Origin of the sequence: Hydrocarboniphaga sp. (genome assembly GCF_028291725.1) — a bacterium.
Taxonomy (GTDB): domain Bacteria; phylum Pseudomonadota; class Gammaproteobacteria; order Nevskiales; family Nevskiaceae; genus Hydrocarboniphaga.
Genome location: NZ_JAQGNT010000002.1, coordinates 17,893 through 33,136, shown reverse-complemented (window position 1 = coordinate 33,136; position 15,244 = coordinate 17,893). Strand labels below are relative to the sequence as shown.

The following is a 15,244-nucleotide window of genomic DNA, read 5'->3' as shown; positions in this document are numbered from 1 at the left end:
GCCGACGTGAGGCCTCGGTTGCGTATCGGGCTTTACATGTCGGCAAGGGATTGCCGACCTACAGTTGCGCCGGGCTTTGCCGATAGCGCAGTGACATCTTTCGAGATCAAGCCATGGCCGGCCTGTTGGAACGCATCGAAGCCCAGACTCAGCTGGCCGGTTTCAACCGGCTCGCCTTGCTGCTGTTCCGGCTCGACGAGCGTCAAATCTTTGGCATCAACGTGCTGAAGGTCGTGGCCGTGCAAAAGCGGCCCGCGCTGACGCACATGCCGAGCGCGCATCCCTTCGTCGCCGGCATCGCCGAGATCCGCGGCCAGGTGATGCCGGTGATCGATATGTGGAAGGCTCTGGACCGCGACGGCGACTCGAGTTCGGCGCACCTGATCGTCTCCGAATTCAGCCGCAGCACCCAGGCCTTCCTGGTGCGTTCGGTCGACCGCATTATCCATGTCGATGTCGATCGCGTGCGCCCGCCGCCGGCAGCCGAGCAGGGCCCGAGCTATCTGACCGCGGTCACCGAAGTCGGACAGCAGACCGTTGAAATCATTGATGTAGAGCGGATACTGTCGGAGATCGTCGGTGAGATGCCGGCGCTCGAAGACACGGTGGCCGACCTGGCGTCGGTGCAGCGCGCGCTGGCCGGCCGCAGCGTGCTGGTGGCCGACGATTCGCGCGTCGCGCGCGGCCACATCCAGCGCGTGCTCGACCAGCTCGGCATCCCGGCGATCATGCTCAACGACGGCCGCCAGGCGCTGAGCTATCTGCAGAAGCTGGCGATGCAGCCCGGTGCCATCGAAAAAGAGCTGCTGATGCTGATCTCCGACGTCGAGATGCCGGACATGGATGGCTACCGGCTGACGACGGAAATCCGGCGCGATCCGCGCATGGCCGGCCTGTACGTGCTGCTGCATTCCTCGCTGTCGGGCATCTTCAACCAGGCGATGGTCAAGAAGGTCGGCGCCGACCGTTTCCTGGCCAAGCTCAATGCCGACGAACTCGCGCGCGCGGTGCTGGATCAGCTGAATCTGCAGCAGGCGGCGTGATTCATCACCTGTAGGAGCGGTCCTTGACCGCGATTGTGCCGGTGCGGCCTCAATCGCGGTCAAGGACCGCTCCTACAGTTCCGGGATTGACCTTTGTTCTGCTGGCACAGCGCTTGGAGGTACCGGTTCGTCAGCTCACGATCCGGATAACCCGATGGCACTCGATCCCCTCTTTGGCCTGCATGCCGATGCACTGGCCGTGCAGCGCAAGCGCATGGACGTGCTCGCCGGCAACCTGGCGAACAGCGACACCCCCAACTTCAAGGCGCGCGATGTCGACTTTGCCGCCACGCTGCAGCAGGCGCTGGGTCAGTCCACATCGGCCGGCGGCCGGCTTGAGATGGCCGCGACCCGCAGCGGTACTTCGCTGGCGACTGGCACGGTCTCGGGCGAGTCGATTCCCGGCCTGGTCTGGCGCGTACCGACTCAGAACAGCGTCGACGGCAATACCGTCGACGCACAGATCGAGCAAGCCAAATTCGCCGACGCCGCGCTGCACTACCAGGCGAGCCTGAACTTCGTCGACGGCCGCGTGAAAGGCATGCTCACCGCCATAACCGGCCAATAAGGAACACACGCATGTCGTCCTTCCGCATCTTCGATATCGCCGGCTCCGCGCTGTCCGCGCAGTCCACGCGTCTCAACACCGTCGCCAGCAACCTGGCGAATGCCGACAGCGTCGTCGGCGATCCGAGCAAGGTTTACCGCGCGCATATGCCGGTGTTCGAGGCCTCCGCAGAAGCCGGCGGCGAAGACATGCCGGGCGTCAAGGTCACCGACGTGCTGCAGAGCACCGCCGAACCCGACAAACGCTACGAACCCGGGCATCCGCTGGCCGACGCCGACGGCTACGTCTATGCGCCGAAGATCAATGTCGTCGAGCAGATGGTCGACATGATCTCCGCCTCGCGTGCCTATCAGAGCAATGTCGAGATGATGAACACCGCCAAGGATCTGACGATCCGCACGCTTTCACTGGGACGCTAAAACCATGACCACGCCGGTCTCAAGCAATGACAGCATCTATTCCGCACTCGGCCTCGGTTCGAGCACGACGAGCACCAAGCAGTCGCTGGGCCAGGACGATTTCCTGAAGCTGATGACAGTGCAGATCCAGAATCAGGACCCGATGAAGCCGATGGAAAACACCGAGTTCTTCAGCCAGATCGCACAGTTCTCGACCGTGTCCGGTATCGACAAGCTGCAGGGCTCGTTCAGCGACCTGGCGACGCAGCTGAGCTCAAGCCAGTCGCTGCAGGCGGCCGCGCTGATCGGCCACGACGTGCTGGTGCCCAGCAGCGTCGGCGTGCTCTACGACACCGGCATGGGCGGTGCGGTCGACGTGCCGTCCAGCGGCGACGTGCGCCTGGAAGTGCGCGACGGCAGCGGCGTGCTGGTGCGCACGCTCGACCTCGGCACGCAGCCGGCGGGCCAAGTCGCGTTCCGCTGGGACGGCACCGATTCCGACGGCGACGCGCTGTCGCAGGGCCTGTACAAGATATCGGCGACGGTGCAGAGCGGCAGCGCGTCCACCGCCGCGACGACCTACGCACTCGACCAGGTCGGCAGCGTTTCGATCGGCAGCAGCGGCGGCCTGAATATCGAGATGGTCAATCTCGGCGAAGTCGCTTTCAGCGACGTCACCCGCATCCAGTAAACCTCTCTTTCGCTCATCTTGTCACTGCAGCCCTGCAAGCTGCGCAACGGAGTCCAACATGTCCTTCAACGTCGCTCTCTCCGGGCTCAACGCCGCCAACACGGATCTCGCCACGCTGTCCAACAACATTGCCAACGCGAACACCGTCGGTTTCAAGGGCTCGCGCGCCGAGTTCGGCGATTTCTACCGCGAGTCATCCTTCGATCTGTCGGCGACCAACAGCGGCTTCGGCGTACGCGTGGATCGCATCGCGCAGCAGTTCGCTCAAGGCACGATCAACAACACCGGCAAGTCGCTGGACCTTGCGATCAGCGGCGACGGCTTCTTCACGATGTCCGACAAGGGCACGCGCGTGTATACGCGCGCCGGGGCGTTCTCTACCGATCGCAACGGCTATGTGGTCAGCAGCGGCGGTGCGCGCCTGCAGGTGTATCCGCCCAGCGGCACGAGCGGGACGTTCAACACCGCCGCGCCGGTGGATCTGCATATCTCCGGCAGCACCAATCCGCCCGCGGCGTCGAAAGCGATCACGGCCTCGGTAAACCTGCCCGCGAGTGCGGCCGTGCCGACGACGACGCCGTTCTCCGCGAGCGATGCCAGCAGCTACAACAAGACCACGTCGCTGACGGTCTACGACTCGCTCGGTACGCCGCACACCGCGTCGCTGTACTACGCCAAGACCGCGACCGCCGGTGAATGGACCCTGCATACGACAGTTGACGGCACCGAGGTCGGCACCGGTACCGCGGTGAGCTTCGACACCTCCGGCACGCTGACATCGCCGGCCAGTGGCCAGATCACGCTCAATCCACTGACGCTGCCCAACGGCTCGGCGCCGCTGGCGCTGACGCTCGATGTTGCCGACAGCACGCAGTACGGCGATAGCTTCACGGTCGGCACGCTGTCCCAGGACGGTTATGCGGCCGGTGAACTCAGCGGCCTGACGATCACCGACGCCGGCGTCGTGCAGGCGCGCTACAGCAATGGCCAGCTGACCCCGCTGGGCCAGATCATGATGACGCTGTTTCCGGATCAGCAAGGTCTTCAGCAGCTGGGCTCGGCAACCTGGGCCGAGACCTTCGTGTCCGGCCAGCCAATCGCCGGCACCGCCGGCAGCGCCAACTTCGGCGCCGTGCAGTCGGGCGCGCTCGAGGCCAGCAACGTCGACCTGACCGAGCAGCTGGTCAACATGATGACCGCGCAGCGCAATTACCAGGCGAACTCGCAGGTCATTTCCACGGCCGACGAGATGCTGCAGACGATCATGAATCTGCGCTAGTCGTCCACGCTTTTTTTTAAGGAGATTCGTCCATGGATCGTGCGCTCTATGTCGGCATGAGCGGCGCTACGCAGACGATGCTGGCGCAGGCCGTCAACAGCCACAACCTCGCCAACGCCAGCACGCTCGGCTTCAAGGCCCAGCTGGTCGAGGCGCAGGCCGTCGTCGTTCAAGGCAACAGCCTGCAGACGCGCGTCAACGTGCGCAGCAGTGACGGCGGCTGGGACTCGTCGTCCGGCACGCTGCAGCAGACCAATCGCGATCTCGACGTGGCGTTTGCGGACAAGGACTGGCTTGCCGTGCAGACTGCCGATGGCAGCGAGGCGTATACGCGCCGCGGCGATTTGCAGATCGACAATCTCGGGCGGCTGCTGACCGGCAGCGGCGAGGCGGTGATGGGCGAGGGCGGGCCGTTGTCGGTGCCGCCGGCGAGTTCGGTGAGCATCGCGTCGGACGGCACGATCTCGATCGTGCCGCAGGGGCAGAGCGCGGCGGCGCAGGCAGTGGTCGGGCGGCTGAAAGTGGTCACGGCCGAGCCTTCGCAATTGCTGCGCGGTGCCGATGGGCTGATGCGCGCGTCTGCGGGTGTGCAGTTGTCGTCTGCCGCTGGCTCGGTCGTGACCTCGGGTGCGCTGGAAAGCTCCAATGTGAATCTGGCGGAAAGCATGGTGAACATGATTTCGCTGGCGCGGCAGTTCGAGTTGCAGACGAAGTTGATGAAGAGTGCGGATGAGAATGCGCAGGCCTCGAGTTCGATTATGAAGATGGGCGGGTAGGGGTTTCGTTTGGGGCTGCTCGCTCTTGGCCTGTCGTGCTCTGCGAGTTTTCAGCCTCGCCGGCGGGCGTGACTTTCTTTGCTCGTGCAAAGAAAGTCACCAAAGAAAGCACGCCCTGGAAAGTCGCCGGCTGGCGCCGGTACCCGATTGTTGGGACGTGCTCGGGGTCGAGCGAATTCGACATCCTGTCTCATTTCGCTCTCAAGCGGCCATCCGTGGCCGCTTGCCCCCTGCGCGCGCCCCAACAATCGGCGACTTTCAAGGGAACCCGGCAAATCAAAGGCAACAGACTCGCTTCGCCTCGCGAGAAGCTTTTCCCCTCTCCCGCTTGCGGGAGAGGGTGGCGCGCAGCGCCGGGTGAGGGGCTTTTCGCTGTTGGGGGATCGCTGGTCCAAATCAGCATTGTCACGGCGAGAAAGCTGAGATCCACGCATCACATTTCGGCGCTGGATCGCCGCGCTTTTGAACGACCCGCTTGCACGCAGGCAACGGCGTCGCGCTGGCTTGTGGCCGATTGCATCCGCATTAGCTCCAAGGGACTTTCCTCATGACAAGCGTCTGCTCCCTAGGCAACTTGTCGCCGGGGCTGTAACGGCTGGATCTTGGAAAGGGAAATCACATGATCGCGAAACCAACCGGCCTGCGACTCGTCGCAGCGTTTTTTATACTGCTGGCCGCAAACTTGCCCGCGCACGCGGCGCCTCCGGCGAACGATGACATCAGCCACGCCATCGTGATCGCCGACTCCGGTACGGCGGCCACCGTGACGCTGACCGATGCCACCACCGTTGCCAGCGATCCCAGCTGCGGCACCACGCCCTACCAGAGCGTCTGGTATCGCTATACCTCGCCGGTGGACCAGTTCATCGAGGCCCATCTGCAGCTCACCAGCGGCTCCACCTCGCAGCGGCCGCGCATGTCGATCTGGACGGGCGCGCCGGGCGCGCTGAGCGTGGCGCAGTGCAATCCCGATGCGCACGCCGTGGAGTTTCAGGCCACCGCCGGGACCACTTATTACCTGGAGGTCTCGTCGCCCGTTGCCGGTGCGCTCAGCTTTTTGAATCTCAACTTCAACCCGCTGGCTTATTTCCCCGAGGGGCAGAACGTTGCGCCGCCGCCCAACGACCTGTTCTGGTACGCGGTGACCGCGCCCTCCGTGCCCTACGCCACCACTGTGGACGCTGGCCCCGCCAATAGCGATTCCAGCTTCGATCCGCTGAGCTGCACGGACGATCCCGACGACGGCATTCAGTACGTGCTCGGCGACACCATCTGGTATCGCTACACCGCCACCTCGGCGCAGCAGCTCGACGTGCTCTATACCGAGGATGGCACGCCGGGCTACATCGGCGTGTTCACGGGCAACCTGGACACGCTGCACGCCGTGGGCTGCAGTGCGCTGGGCAATGCCAAGGCCGGCGGCGCGCGCTTCACGCCGGTGGCGGGCACCACGTACATGATCGAGCTGGCCGGCGGCGCCGACAACGCCGGCCACGCCGCCGCACAGCTGGCGCTGCAGCCCTCGCCGCCGCCGATTACGGGCAGCGTGAGCATTGACTCGTCGGTGACGCTGCGCCGCAAGCCCTACTGCTTCCCCGACCTGGGTTGCGGCGTGAACACCACGCTGAAGGCCACTGCGCATATTACCTGCTCCAGCAACGTGGCCTCGGCCAGCGTGACGATCGCGATCACCCAGGGCAGCCTCAAGGCTTCGGGGTCCGGCACAGCGTCCTGCGGCGCGTCCGGCGGCGACGTGACCTTGGACATCGGAGCTCCCTCGGGCTTTGCGGTCGGTGCGGCCACGGCCAGCGGCACGGTGCTCAGTTACGACAGCAACTATTACGTAATGGGCGCGCCGCAGGCCGTGACGATCAAGATGGGGCGGTGAATCGCCTGGCTAGCAGCAGCCACGAACGAAGCCCCCTAAACTCGCGCGCCGAAAACCCGACACCAAAGCCCACAATTCCCCTGGCCCACGGCTTGTATAGAAGCTCCAAACGCCAAACCTCCGGCGTCGGAGCAACACGATGAATTCAGCACTGTGGGTCGCCAAGACCGGTCTCGATGCGCAGCAGACGCGCATGGCCGTCGTGTCCAACAACCTCGCCAACGTCAACACCACAGGCTTCAAGCGCGGCCGCGCCAATTTTCAGGATCTGCTCTACCAGAACGTGCAGACTGCCGGCGCACAGACCAGCACGCAGACGCAGTCGCCTTCGGGGCTTTCGCTCGGCACCGGTGTGCGCATCGGCGCGACCGAGAAGTTGTTCACCCAGGGCAACATGTCGCTGACCAATAACTCGATGGACGTCGCGATCAACGGCCGCGGCTTCTTCCAGGTGCTGCAGCCCGACGGTACCATCGCCTATACGCGCGACGGCAGCTTCCAGGTCGACAGCCAGGGGCAGATCGTCACCGACAAGGGCTATGCGGTGCAGCCAGGATTGCAGATCCCCACCGGCGCACAAAACATGACAATTTCCGGCGACGGCATCGTCTCGGTGACGCTGTCCGGGCAGACCACGCCGCAGCAGATCGGTACGCTGACGATCGCCGACTTCATCAATCCCGCGGGCCTGCAAGCACGCGGCGAAAACCTCTATAGCGAAACCGCCGCCAGCGGTTCGCCGCAGAGCGGCACACCGGGCCTCAACGGCCTGGGTGCGCTGGTGCAGGGTTCGCTGGAGGCCTCGAACGTCAATGTCGTCGAGGAGATGGTCAACATGATCGAGACCCAGCGCGCCTACGAGATGAATTCGAAAGCGATCTCGACCACCGACCAGATGCTGCAGTTCCTGACGCAGAACCTGTAATGAAGACGCGCGCGCTACTCTCATTTTTCGCGCTGATTTCCCTGGCCGGCTGCGCGATGCCGGGCGCATCGCCGAAGCCGGCCGACGCCGCGCTGGTGCCGCCGATGCCGCAGGCGCTGCCACAGCCCGGCGCGATCTACGCCGAAGGCGGCAGCATCAGCCTGTTCGAGGACAACCGCGCGCGCAACGTCGGCGACCTGCTGACCGTGGTGCTGGTGGAGAGCACGCAGGCGAAGAAATCCGCTGCGACCTCGACCAGCAAGAAGCAGGACACCAGCCTGGGCGACATCAGCGCCTTCGGCAAGAAACTCACCTACGGCGTCGGCTTCTCCGGCGACCGCACGTTCGACGGCAAGGGCGACACCAGCCAGAGCAACTCGCTGTCGGGCAGCGTCACCGTCACCGTCGTGCAACGCTACGCCAACGGCAATCTGCTGGTACGCGGCGAGAAACTGCTGGAGCTCAATCAGGGATCGGAAGTGGTCAAGCTCGAAGGACTCGTGCGCTCGGCCGACATCAGCACCAGCAATACGATCTCCTCGGATCGTGTCGGCAATGCGCGCGTGACTTACGCAGGGCGTGGCGCGCTTGCGGATTCCAACTCGCAGGGCTGGGTGTCGCGCTTCTTCAATTCTCCCTGGATGCCGTTCTGATGAAGACCTTTTCGATCGGCATTGCGCTGGCGATATCGCTGAGCTTCGCAGCACCTGTGCGCGCGGAACGCGTCAAGGATCTGGCGTCGGTGCAGGGTGTGCGTACCAATGCGTTGGTCGGTTATGGCCTGGTCGTCGGGCTCGACGGCAGCGGCGACCAGACCACGCAGGCGCCGTTCACGGTGCAGAGCCTGAAGAGTATGCTCGCGCAGCTCGGCGTCACCGTACCGGCCAATGTCAATCCGCAGCTGAAGAATGTCGCCGCCGTCGCCATCCACGCCGAGCTGCCGCCGTTCGCCAAGCCCGGCCAGATGATCGACATCACCGTCGCCTCGATCGGCAACTCCGGTTCGCTGCGCGGCGGCTCGCTGCTGATGGCGCCGCTGAAAGGAGCCGACGGGCAGATCTATGCGATCGCGCAGGGCAACGTCATCGTCGGTGGGCTTGGCGTGTCCGGCAAGGACGGTTCGCGTGTGACGGTCAACATCCCGAGCGCCGGCCGCATCCCGGGCGGCGCATCGGTCGAGCGCTCGGTGCCCAGCGCCTTCGACGCCGGCGGCGATCTGCTGCTGAACCTTCACACCGCCGATTTCACCACCGCGACGCGTCTGGCCCAGGGCATCAATGCGGCGCTGAAATCGCAAGTCGCCCGCGCGATCGATTCGGTCACCGTCGCAGTGCAGGCGCCGCAGGACAGCAATCAGCGCGTGATGTTCATGGCCGAGCTGGAGAGTATCGACGTGACGCCGGGTGAAGCACCGGCGCGCGTGATCATCAACTCGCGCACCGGCACCGTCGTCATCAGCAGCAAGGTCGAGGTGATGCCGGCCGCGGTCGCCCACGGCAGCCTGTCGGTGACGATCACCGAGCGTCCGCAAGTCAGCCAGCCACTGCCGTTCTCGAAAGGCGAAACCGCGGTCGTGCCGCAGTCGTCGATCGAAGTCACGCAGAGCGGCGGGCAGATGTTCAAGTTCCCGGCCGGCGTGGATCTCGACGAGATCGTCCGCGCGGTCAACCAGATCGGCGCATCGCCGGGTGATTTGGTCGCGATTCTGGAAGCGCTGAAACAGGCCGGCGCGCTGCGCGCCGAGCTGGTGGTGATCTAGTGGACAACAGCATCCGAACACGAGCTGCACCTGTAGGAGCGGGTCATACCCGCGACTCAGGCCCTGAACGGCACAGTCGCGGGTATGACCCGCTCCTACACGGGCCGTGGTTGGGGTCTCCATGATCAGCTCCGCGCCACAGCTCAACGCACTTGATCTCGGCCAGCTGCAGAGTCTGCGTGCCTCGGTGCGCGCGGACGACAGCACGGCGCTGAAAAAAAGCGCCCAGCAGTTCGAGGCGCTGTTCACGCAGATGATGCTCAAGAGCATGCGCGATGCGCTGCCGGGCGATTCGACGATGGGCGAGCAGGGCGACTTCTACCAGGGCATGTACGACCAGCAGCTGTCGCTGAGCCTGTCCAGCGGCAAGGGCATGGGGCTCGCCGATCTGCTGGTGCAGCAGCTGACGCAGGCGCGGTCGGCGGTGGCGACGGCAGAGCCGGTTGGATCGGACTTCAGCCCGACGCCTCCTCCCGTTCAAAGCGTCGGGCTGAAGCCCGACCCACAGGCGGCGTCGACCGCCGACTGGCCGCCGGTCGACGCGCAGGATTTCATCGACAAGATCCGCCCGCACGCCGAGAAAGCGGCGCAGGCGCTGGGCGTACCGGCGCGCGCGATCATGGCGCAGGCCGCGCTCGAAACCGGCTGGGGCAAACACATGTCCCGCGATAGCGATGGCAGCGCCAGCTACAACCTGTTTGGCATCAAGGCGAACAAGAGCTGGAGCGGTGACAGCGTGCAGACCTCGACCCAGGAATACCGCCGCGGCAGCTTCGGCAGCGAGCAGGCCGCGTTCCGCTCCTATGACTCGCTGGCGGATTCTTTCGACGACTACGTCAGCTTCCTGAAGGACAACCCGCGCTATCTGCAGGCGCTGCGCGCCGACACCGTGCAGGGCTTCGCACAGGGCTTGCAGAAGGCCGGATATGCAACCGACCCGGGCTACGCCGGCAAGATCGTCGACGTCGCCAATGGCTCCAACATGAGCGCTGCGCTGTCGTCGGCGCGCGCTCGCTACAGCGTCTAGGAAACCGCACATGTCAGACCTACTCGGCATCGGCAGCAGCGCGCTACTCGCGTATCGGTCCGCGCTGAACGTGGTCGGCCAGAACATCGCCAACGCCAACACCGCGGGCTACAGCCGCCAGCGCATCGACCTCGCGGCGCGCAGCCTGTCGGGCGGCGCGGTCGCCAACGGCGACGGTGTTTCGGTGCGATCGATCCAGCGCTTGAGCGACCAGTTCGTGTTCAGCCGGATGGTCAGCCAGGACAGCAGCCTGGCGCGCATCAGCACCTTTTCTGCGCAGGCGACGAGCGTCGACAGCTGGCTGTCAGGCACCAACACCGGCCTGTCCAGCTCGATGCAGGGCTTCTTCGATTCGGTCAACAGCCTGGGCTCGAGTGCGTCTTCGTCGGCGACGCGCCAGGTCGTGCTCAGCGGCGCCGCGGCGCTGAGTTCGCGCTTCAACGATCTGCAGAACAACTTCAACGCGGCCGACGGCGATGTGGATGCGCGGCTCGCCGATACCACCAGCCAGGTCAACCTGCTCGCCAAACAGGTCGCGACGCTCAACGAGCGAATCGCGCAGGCGACCGCGGCCAATGCCGGCGAGCTGCCGAACGAGCTGATGGACCAGCGTGATATCGCGCTGCGCTCGTTGGCGACCCAGGTCGGGATCAGCACCACCACCACCGACGACGGCTCGGTCAACGTCACGCTCGGCAGCGGCCAGGCACTGGTGCTGGGTACGCGCGCCGCCACGCTCGACGTCGTCGCCGACGCCTACGGCCGGCCGCGTGCGCTGGTGCTCAACGGCGGCGGCGCACCGGTGACGGTGACGCAGCAGGTTTCCGGCGGCACGCTCGGCGGCCTGCTCGATTTTCGCCGCGAAGTGCTGGAGCCGGCGATGAACCAGCTCGGCACCATCGCCTCCGCGCTGTCGAGCGCGATCAACGCGCAGCATGCCGAGGGCATGGATCAATACGGCGAGATGGGCGGCGCGCTATTCACGGTGCCGACCGGGACGACGACGCCGGCGCGCACCAACACCGGCACCGCAACCCTCAGCGCCAGCATCGGCGATATCGGCGCGCTGACCTCGCAGGACTACACGCTCAGCTACGACGGCGCGAGCTGGAAGATGAGCGACGCCGGCACCGGCGCGCCGGTCGCGCTGAGCGGCAGCGGCACCGCGGCCGATCCACTGGTGGCCAATGGTGTGAAGCTGGTGCTCGGCGGATCGGCGCAGGCCGGCGACCAGTTTCTGGTGCAGCCGACACGCAATGCCGCCGGCCAGTTCAAGCTGGCGATCAGCGATCCGGCGCGCCTTGCCGCGGCGAGCCCGCTGCGCACCAGCGCCGGTACCGGCAACAGCGGCCTGTCCAGCATCGGCGCGCCTGAAGTGCTCGATGCCGGCAACCCGAACCTGCTGCAGACGACGACCATCGCCTTCACTTCGGCCAGCACCTACACGATCAACGGCAGCGGCAGCTACACGCTAGCCAGCGACGGCGCGATCGCGGTCAACGGCTGGAGCGCGAAGCTCGGCGGCATCCCGGCGAGCGGCGACAGCTTCACGCTGAGCCGCAATGACGGTGCCTCCGGCGACAACAGCAATGCGCTGGCGCTGGCCGCGGTCGCCAACCAGGGCCTGTTGTCCGGCGGCCGCAACACCCTGGCAGCGGCCAACAGCGCGCTGGTGTCCGCGGTCGGCAGCCAGGCTTCGCAGGCGAGCACCCAGCTCGATGCGCAGACCTCGCTGAGCACGCAGACCCAGGCCGAACGCGATTCGGTGTCCGGTGTGAATCTGGACGAGGAGGCGGCCGACCTGATTCGCTTCCAGCAGGCTTACCAGGCCGCCGCGCAGATCGTGTCGGCAGCCAACACCTTGTTCGATTCCTTGCTGTCGGCCGTGCGCGGCTGATGCACAGCTGATCAGGGCGCAGTAGCAGAAATACCAGCGGAGAGCGGCTATGAGCTTGCGAGTCACCACGGCAGGACTGTTCCAGCAGGGCGTTGCATCGATGCAGGCGCAGAGCCAGGCGCTGGCCAAGCTGCAGTCGCAGATGGCCACCAACATGCGCTATACCCGCGCCGGCGAAGACCCGGTGGCGGCGGCGCGCGCGCTCAACGTCGACAAGGCGCTGGCCGATGCGGCGCAGTGGACGAGCAACATCGGCAGCGCCCAGGACCGCCTGAATCTGGAAGAGGGGGCGCTGTCCGGCGCCACCGACGCGCTGTCGCGGATCCGCGAACTCGCAGTGATGGCCAACAGCGGCACCGCCACCGACAGCGACCGCAAATCGATCGCGCAGGAAATGACCGAGCGCCTCAGCCAGTTGATGTCCCAGGCCAATGCGCGGGACGGGCAGGGCGGCTATATCTTCTCTGGCAGCCGCACGCAATCGCGGCCGTTCGACAAGATCGGAAGCAGCTTCATTTATCAGGGCGACACGATGGTGTCGCAACTGGCGATCGGCTCCAATCGCGACATCTCGATGAGCGATGCCGGCAATGACGTGTTCATGAGCATAGGCTCCGGCAACGGCCAGATCGCGGTCTCCGCAGGCAGCGGCAACCAGGGCTCGACGATCGTGCAGAACCTGGGTTTCAGCGACTCCAGCCTGTGGGACGGCGGCACCTACAGCATCGGCTTCAGCGCCGGCAATTACAGCGTGCTCGACGCCGCCGGCAACCTGGTGTCCAGTGGCGTCTACACTGCGAACGAGGCAATTTCGCTGCGCGGTGCGTCGATCACGCTCAACGGCGCGCCGTCCGACGGCGACACGTTCACGATCGCGCCGAGCCAGCAGCAGGACGTGTTCACCACGGTGCAGAACATGATCGACGTGGTCTCGGGCTCCGGGCGTACGCCAGCGCAGACATCCCGCGACCAGACCACGATGTACAACACGCTGCAGTCGCTGGACACGGCGATCGACCACATCACCGACGTGCGCGGCGGTGTCGGTGCGCGTTTGAATGCACTCGACGACGCCGGCGCGCAACTCGACGCGCGCTCGGTGCAGCTGCAGGAGACGCTGTCCGGGCTGCGCGAGATCGACTACACCTCGGCTGCCGCGCAGCTGTCGCAGACCACGACCACGCTACAGGCGGCGCAGCAGAGCTATCTGAAGATCCAGAGCCTGAGCCTGTTCGATTACCTGCGCTGATCGTTCGGCAGGTAGTTCTGGTTAAGCTTCGCCAGAAGTTTTGACGCAAATCCGATCAAGAGCATGGCCGTCTCCGAAGTAGATGCGAATGGCAGGTGCTTAAGCGCTACAGCCTGCTTCGTCATTCCCGCGAAGGCGGGAATCCAGGGGGCGAGCGAGCAGCCAACGTCAGGCGATTCTGGATCCCCGCATTCGCGGAGATGACGACGCACGGCGGACATGTCGCTTTCGCCGCCCCCGATGATGAAACGAAAGCTGAGTCGAATTGTAGGTCGGCAATCCTTTGCCGACATGCCTGGTGTTTGCGCATCGGCTGCCGCCGTCGGCAAAGGATTGCCGACCTACGAATGTTTCATGCTAGGTAAGCGCCATTCGCGGCCGACCCTGATCGCCGATTCAATGAGGCTGCGGCATTCCTGCCGCAGAAAACCGAGACGCTGTCGCTGTTCAACCCGAATGTGTGGACGCTTCAATGAGGCCGCGGCATTCCTGCCGCAGAAAACCTTGTCATGGTGGACAATGGAACGAAAGACAAGGACGGAGCTTCAATGAGGCCGCGGCATTCCTGCCGCAGAAAACCCCAGATGTGAAGGGCGGCAGCTGATGCGTTCCAAGCGCTTCAATGAGGCCGCGGCATTCCTGCCGCAGAAAACGAGATAAGCGCGAGCGTCGAAGAGTTCGGCCGCGCTCCGCTTCAATGAGGCCGCGGCATTCCTGCCGCAGAAAACGGGGATGTCGGATGGCGCGTTCCAGGCGCGCGTCACCGCTTCAATGAGGCCGCGGCATTCCTGCCGCAGAAAACCAGATGACGCCTTCGACGGTGCCACCTATTTGATGGTCTGGCTTCAATGAGGCCGCGGCATTCCTGCCGCAGAAAACACTCATCGCCACCACGACTGATCTATCACGTCGGGCCGCTTCAATGAGGCCGCGGCATTCCTGCCGCAGAAAACGACCAGCGGCCGGCGCCCAAGAACTACGACCGCGCCGGCCTCGCTTCAATGAGGCCGCGGCATTCCTGCCGCAGAAAACGGTCCGCGCTACTGGCTGCCGCATCTGCGGTGTGTGGAGCTTCAATGAGGCCGCGGCATTCCTGCCGCAGAAAACGGCTGGTCCGGTTCCACGCGACGGGCTTGTGCAAGCCGCTTCAATGAGGCCGCGGCATTCCTGCCGCAGAAAACAGCCTTAAGCCGAAAGCATCAATCAGCTGCTGAGTCCGCTTCAATGAGGCCGCGGCATTCCTGCCGCAGAAAACGAGGTGCTCTGTGATCCGCCTTGCGCCTATCACTCAGCTTCAATGAGGCCGCGGCATTCCTGCCGCAGAAAACAATGAGCCTAGCGCCGAAGTGGACGAAGGTTTTGCTGCTTCAATGAGGCCGCGGCATTCCTGCCGCAGAAAACGCTTTCTATAGAAAGATTGTGTTAGGAGCCATCCTGCGCTTCAATGAGGCCGCGGCATTCCTGCCGCAGAAAACATCGTCGCGACCCTATACCCCATCCCGAGTTTGCTGGCTTCAATGAGGCCGCGGCATTCCTGCCGCAGAAAACCGCCGGCAAGCAATGCGCCGGCGCGCAGGCTCAGCGGGTGCTTCAATGAGGCCGCGGCATTCCTGCCGCAGAAAACATGTATGGAGCGGGCTTCCGATAACGGAGATTGCCATCGCTTCAATGAGGCCGCGGCATTCCTGCCGCAGAAAACGCAGCGTGCCAGGCTTGACCCACTCAGGAGGAGCCCTCGCTTCAA

Annotated in this window: 13 protein-coding genes and 1 CRISPR repeat array (1 of these 14 cut by a window edge); all 13 genes read left to right on the top strand. The window is 64.8% G+C overall.

Features of this window, described 5'->3' with window-relative positions:
* Window positions 1-113: 113 nt before the first annotated feature.
* The 13 genes from JWQ90_RS00250 (at window position 114) to flgL (ending at window position 13,500) form a co-directional block, all read left to right on the top strand.
* Entirely contained in the window at window positions 114-1,043 is a 930-nt protein-coding gene (locus JWQ90_RS00250; RefSeq protein ID WP_299687570.1) for a chemotaxis protein CheV, read from the top strand.
* Window positions 1,044-1,197: 154 nt separating this feature from the next.
* Window positions 1,198-1,611 (top strand): flagellar basal body rod protein FlgB, encoded by a 414-nt coding sequence (gene flgB / locus JWQ90_RS00245; protein WP_299687567.1) that lies wholly within the window; start codon window positions 1,198-1,200, stop codon window positions 1,609-1,611.
* A gap of 11 nt (window positions 1,612-1,622) precedes the next feature.
* Window positions 1,623-2,030 carry a flagellar basal body rod protein FlgC gene (gene flgC, locus JWQ90_RS00240; protein ID WP_299687565.1) on the top strand — a complete coding sequence of 136 codons (408 nt, stop codon included), beginning with the start codon at window positions 1,623-1,625 and terminating at the stop codon, window positions 2,028-2,030.
* A gap of 4 nt (window positions 2,031-2,034) precedes the next feature.
* Window positions 2,035-2,700: a flagellar hook assembly protein FlgD gene (locus tag JWQ90_RS00235; protein WP_299687562.1), complete on the top strand. Its 666-nt coding sequence runs from the start codon at window positions 2,035-2,037 to the stop codon at window positions 2,698-2,700.
* Window positions 2,701-2,758: 58 nt separating this feature from the next.
* Window positions 2,759-3,979, top strand: coding sequence for a flagellar hook protein FlgE (gene flgE, locus JWQ90_RS00230; RefSeq protein WP_299687559.1), 1,221 nt, complete (start codon window positions 2,759-2,761; stop codon window positions 3,977-3,979).
* 32 nt (window positions 3,980-4,011) lie between these two features.
* On the top strand, window positions 4,012-4,755 hold the full coding sequence (locus JWQ90_RS00225) for a flagellar basal body rod protein FlgF (RefSeq protein ID WP_299687556.1): 744 nt from the start codon (window positions 4,012-4,014) through the stop codon (window positions 4,753-4,755).
* Between the two features lie 619 nt (window positions 4,756-5,374).
* Window positions 5,375-6,643 carry a hypothetical protein gene (locus JWQ90_RS00220; RefSeq protein ID WP_299687553.1) on the top strand — a complete coding sequence of 423 codons (1,269 nt, stop codon included), beginning with the start codon at window positions 5,375-5,377 and terminating at the stop codon, window positions 6,641-6,643.
* Between the two features lie 139 nt (window positions 6,644-6,782).
* Window positions 6,783-7,568: a flagellar basal-body rod protein FlgG gene (gene flgG, locus JWQ90_RS00215; RefSeq protein WP_299687550.1), complete on the top strand. Its 786-nt coding sequence runs from the start codon at window positions 6,783-6,785 to the stop codon at window positions 7,566-7,568.
* Window positions 7,568-8,221: a flagellar basal body L-ring protein FlgH gene (gene flgH / locus JWQ90_RS00210; protein ID WP_299687547.1), complete on the top strand. Its 654-nt coding sequence runs from the start codon at window positions 7,568-7,570 to the stop codon at window positions 8,219-8,221. Before flgG ends, flgH begins: the two co-directional genes overlap by 1 nt.
* Entirely contained in the window at window positions 8,221-9,327 is a 1,107-nt protein-coding gene (locus JWQ90_RS00205) for a flagellar basal body P-ring protein FlgI (protein ID WP_299687544.1), read from the top strand. Before flgH ends, JWQ90_RS00205 begins: the two co-directional genes overlap by 1 nt.
* A 121-nt stretch (window positions 9,328-9,448) precedes the next feature.
* Complete coding sequence (gene flgJ, locus JWQ90_RS00200; protein ID WP_299687541.1) at window positions 9,449-10,354, top strand: flagellar assembly peptidoglycan hydrolase FlgJ; 906 nt, start codon at window positions 9,449-9,451, stop codon at window positions 10,352-10,354.
* A 10-nt stretch (window positions 10,355-10,364) separates the two neighbouring features.
* Window positions 10,365-12,251, top strand: a complete 1,887-nt coding sequence (gene flgK / locus JWQ90_RS00195; RefSeq protein WP_299687538.1) for a flagellar hook-associated protein FlgK — start codon at window positions 10,365-10,367, stop codon at window positions 12,249-12,251.
* Between the two features lie 49 nt (window positions 12,252-12,300).
* Complete coding sequence (flgL, locus tag JWQ90_RS00190; protein WP_299687534.1) at window positions 12,301-13,500, top strand: flagellar hook-associated protein FlgL; 1,200 nt, start codon at window positions 12,301-12,303, stop codon at window positions 13,498-13,500.
* A gap of 393 nt (window positions 13,501-13,893) precedes the next feature.
* Window positions 13,894-15,244: a CRISPR direct-repeat array (repeat unit 37 nt; unit sequence GCTTCAATGAGGCCGCGGCATTCCTGCCGCAGAAAAC) (it continues 692 nt past the right edge of the window).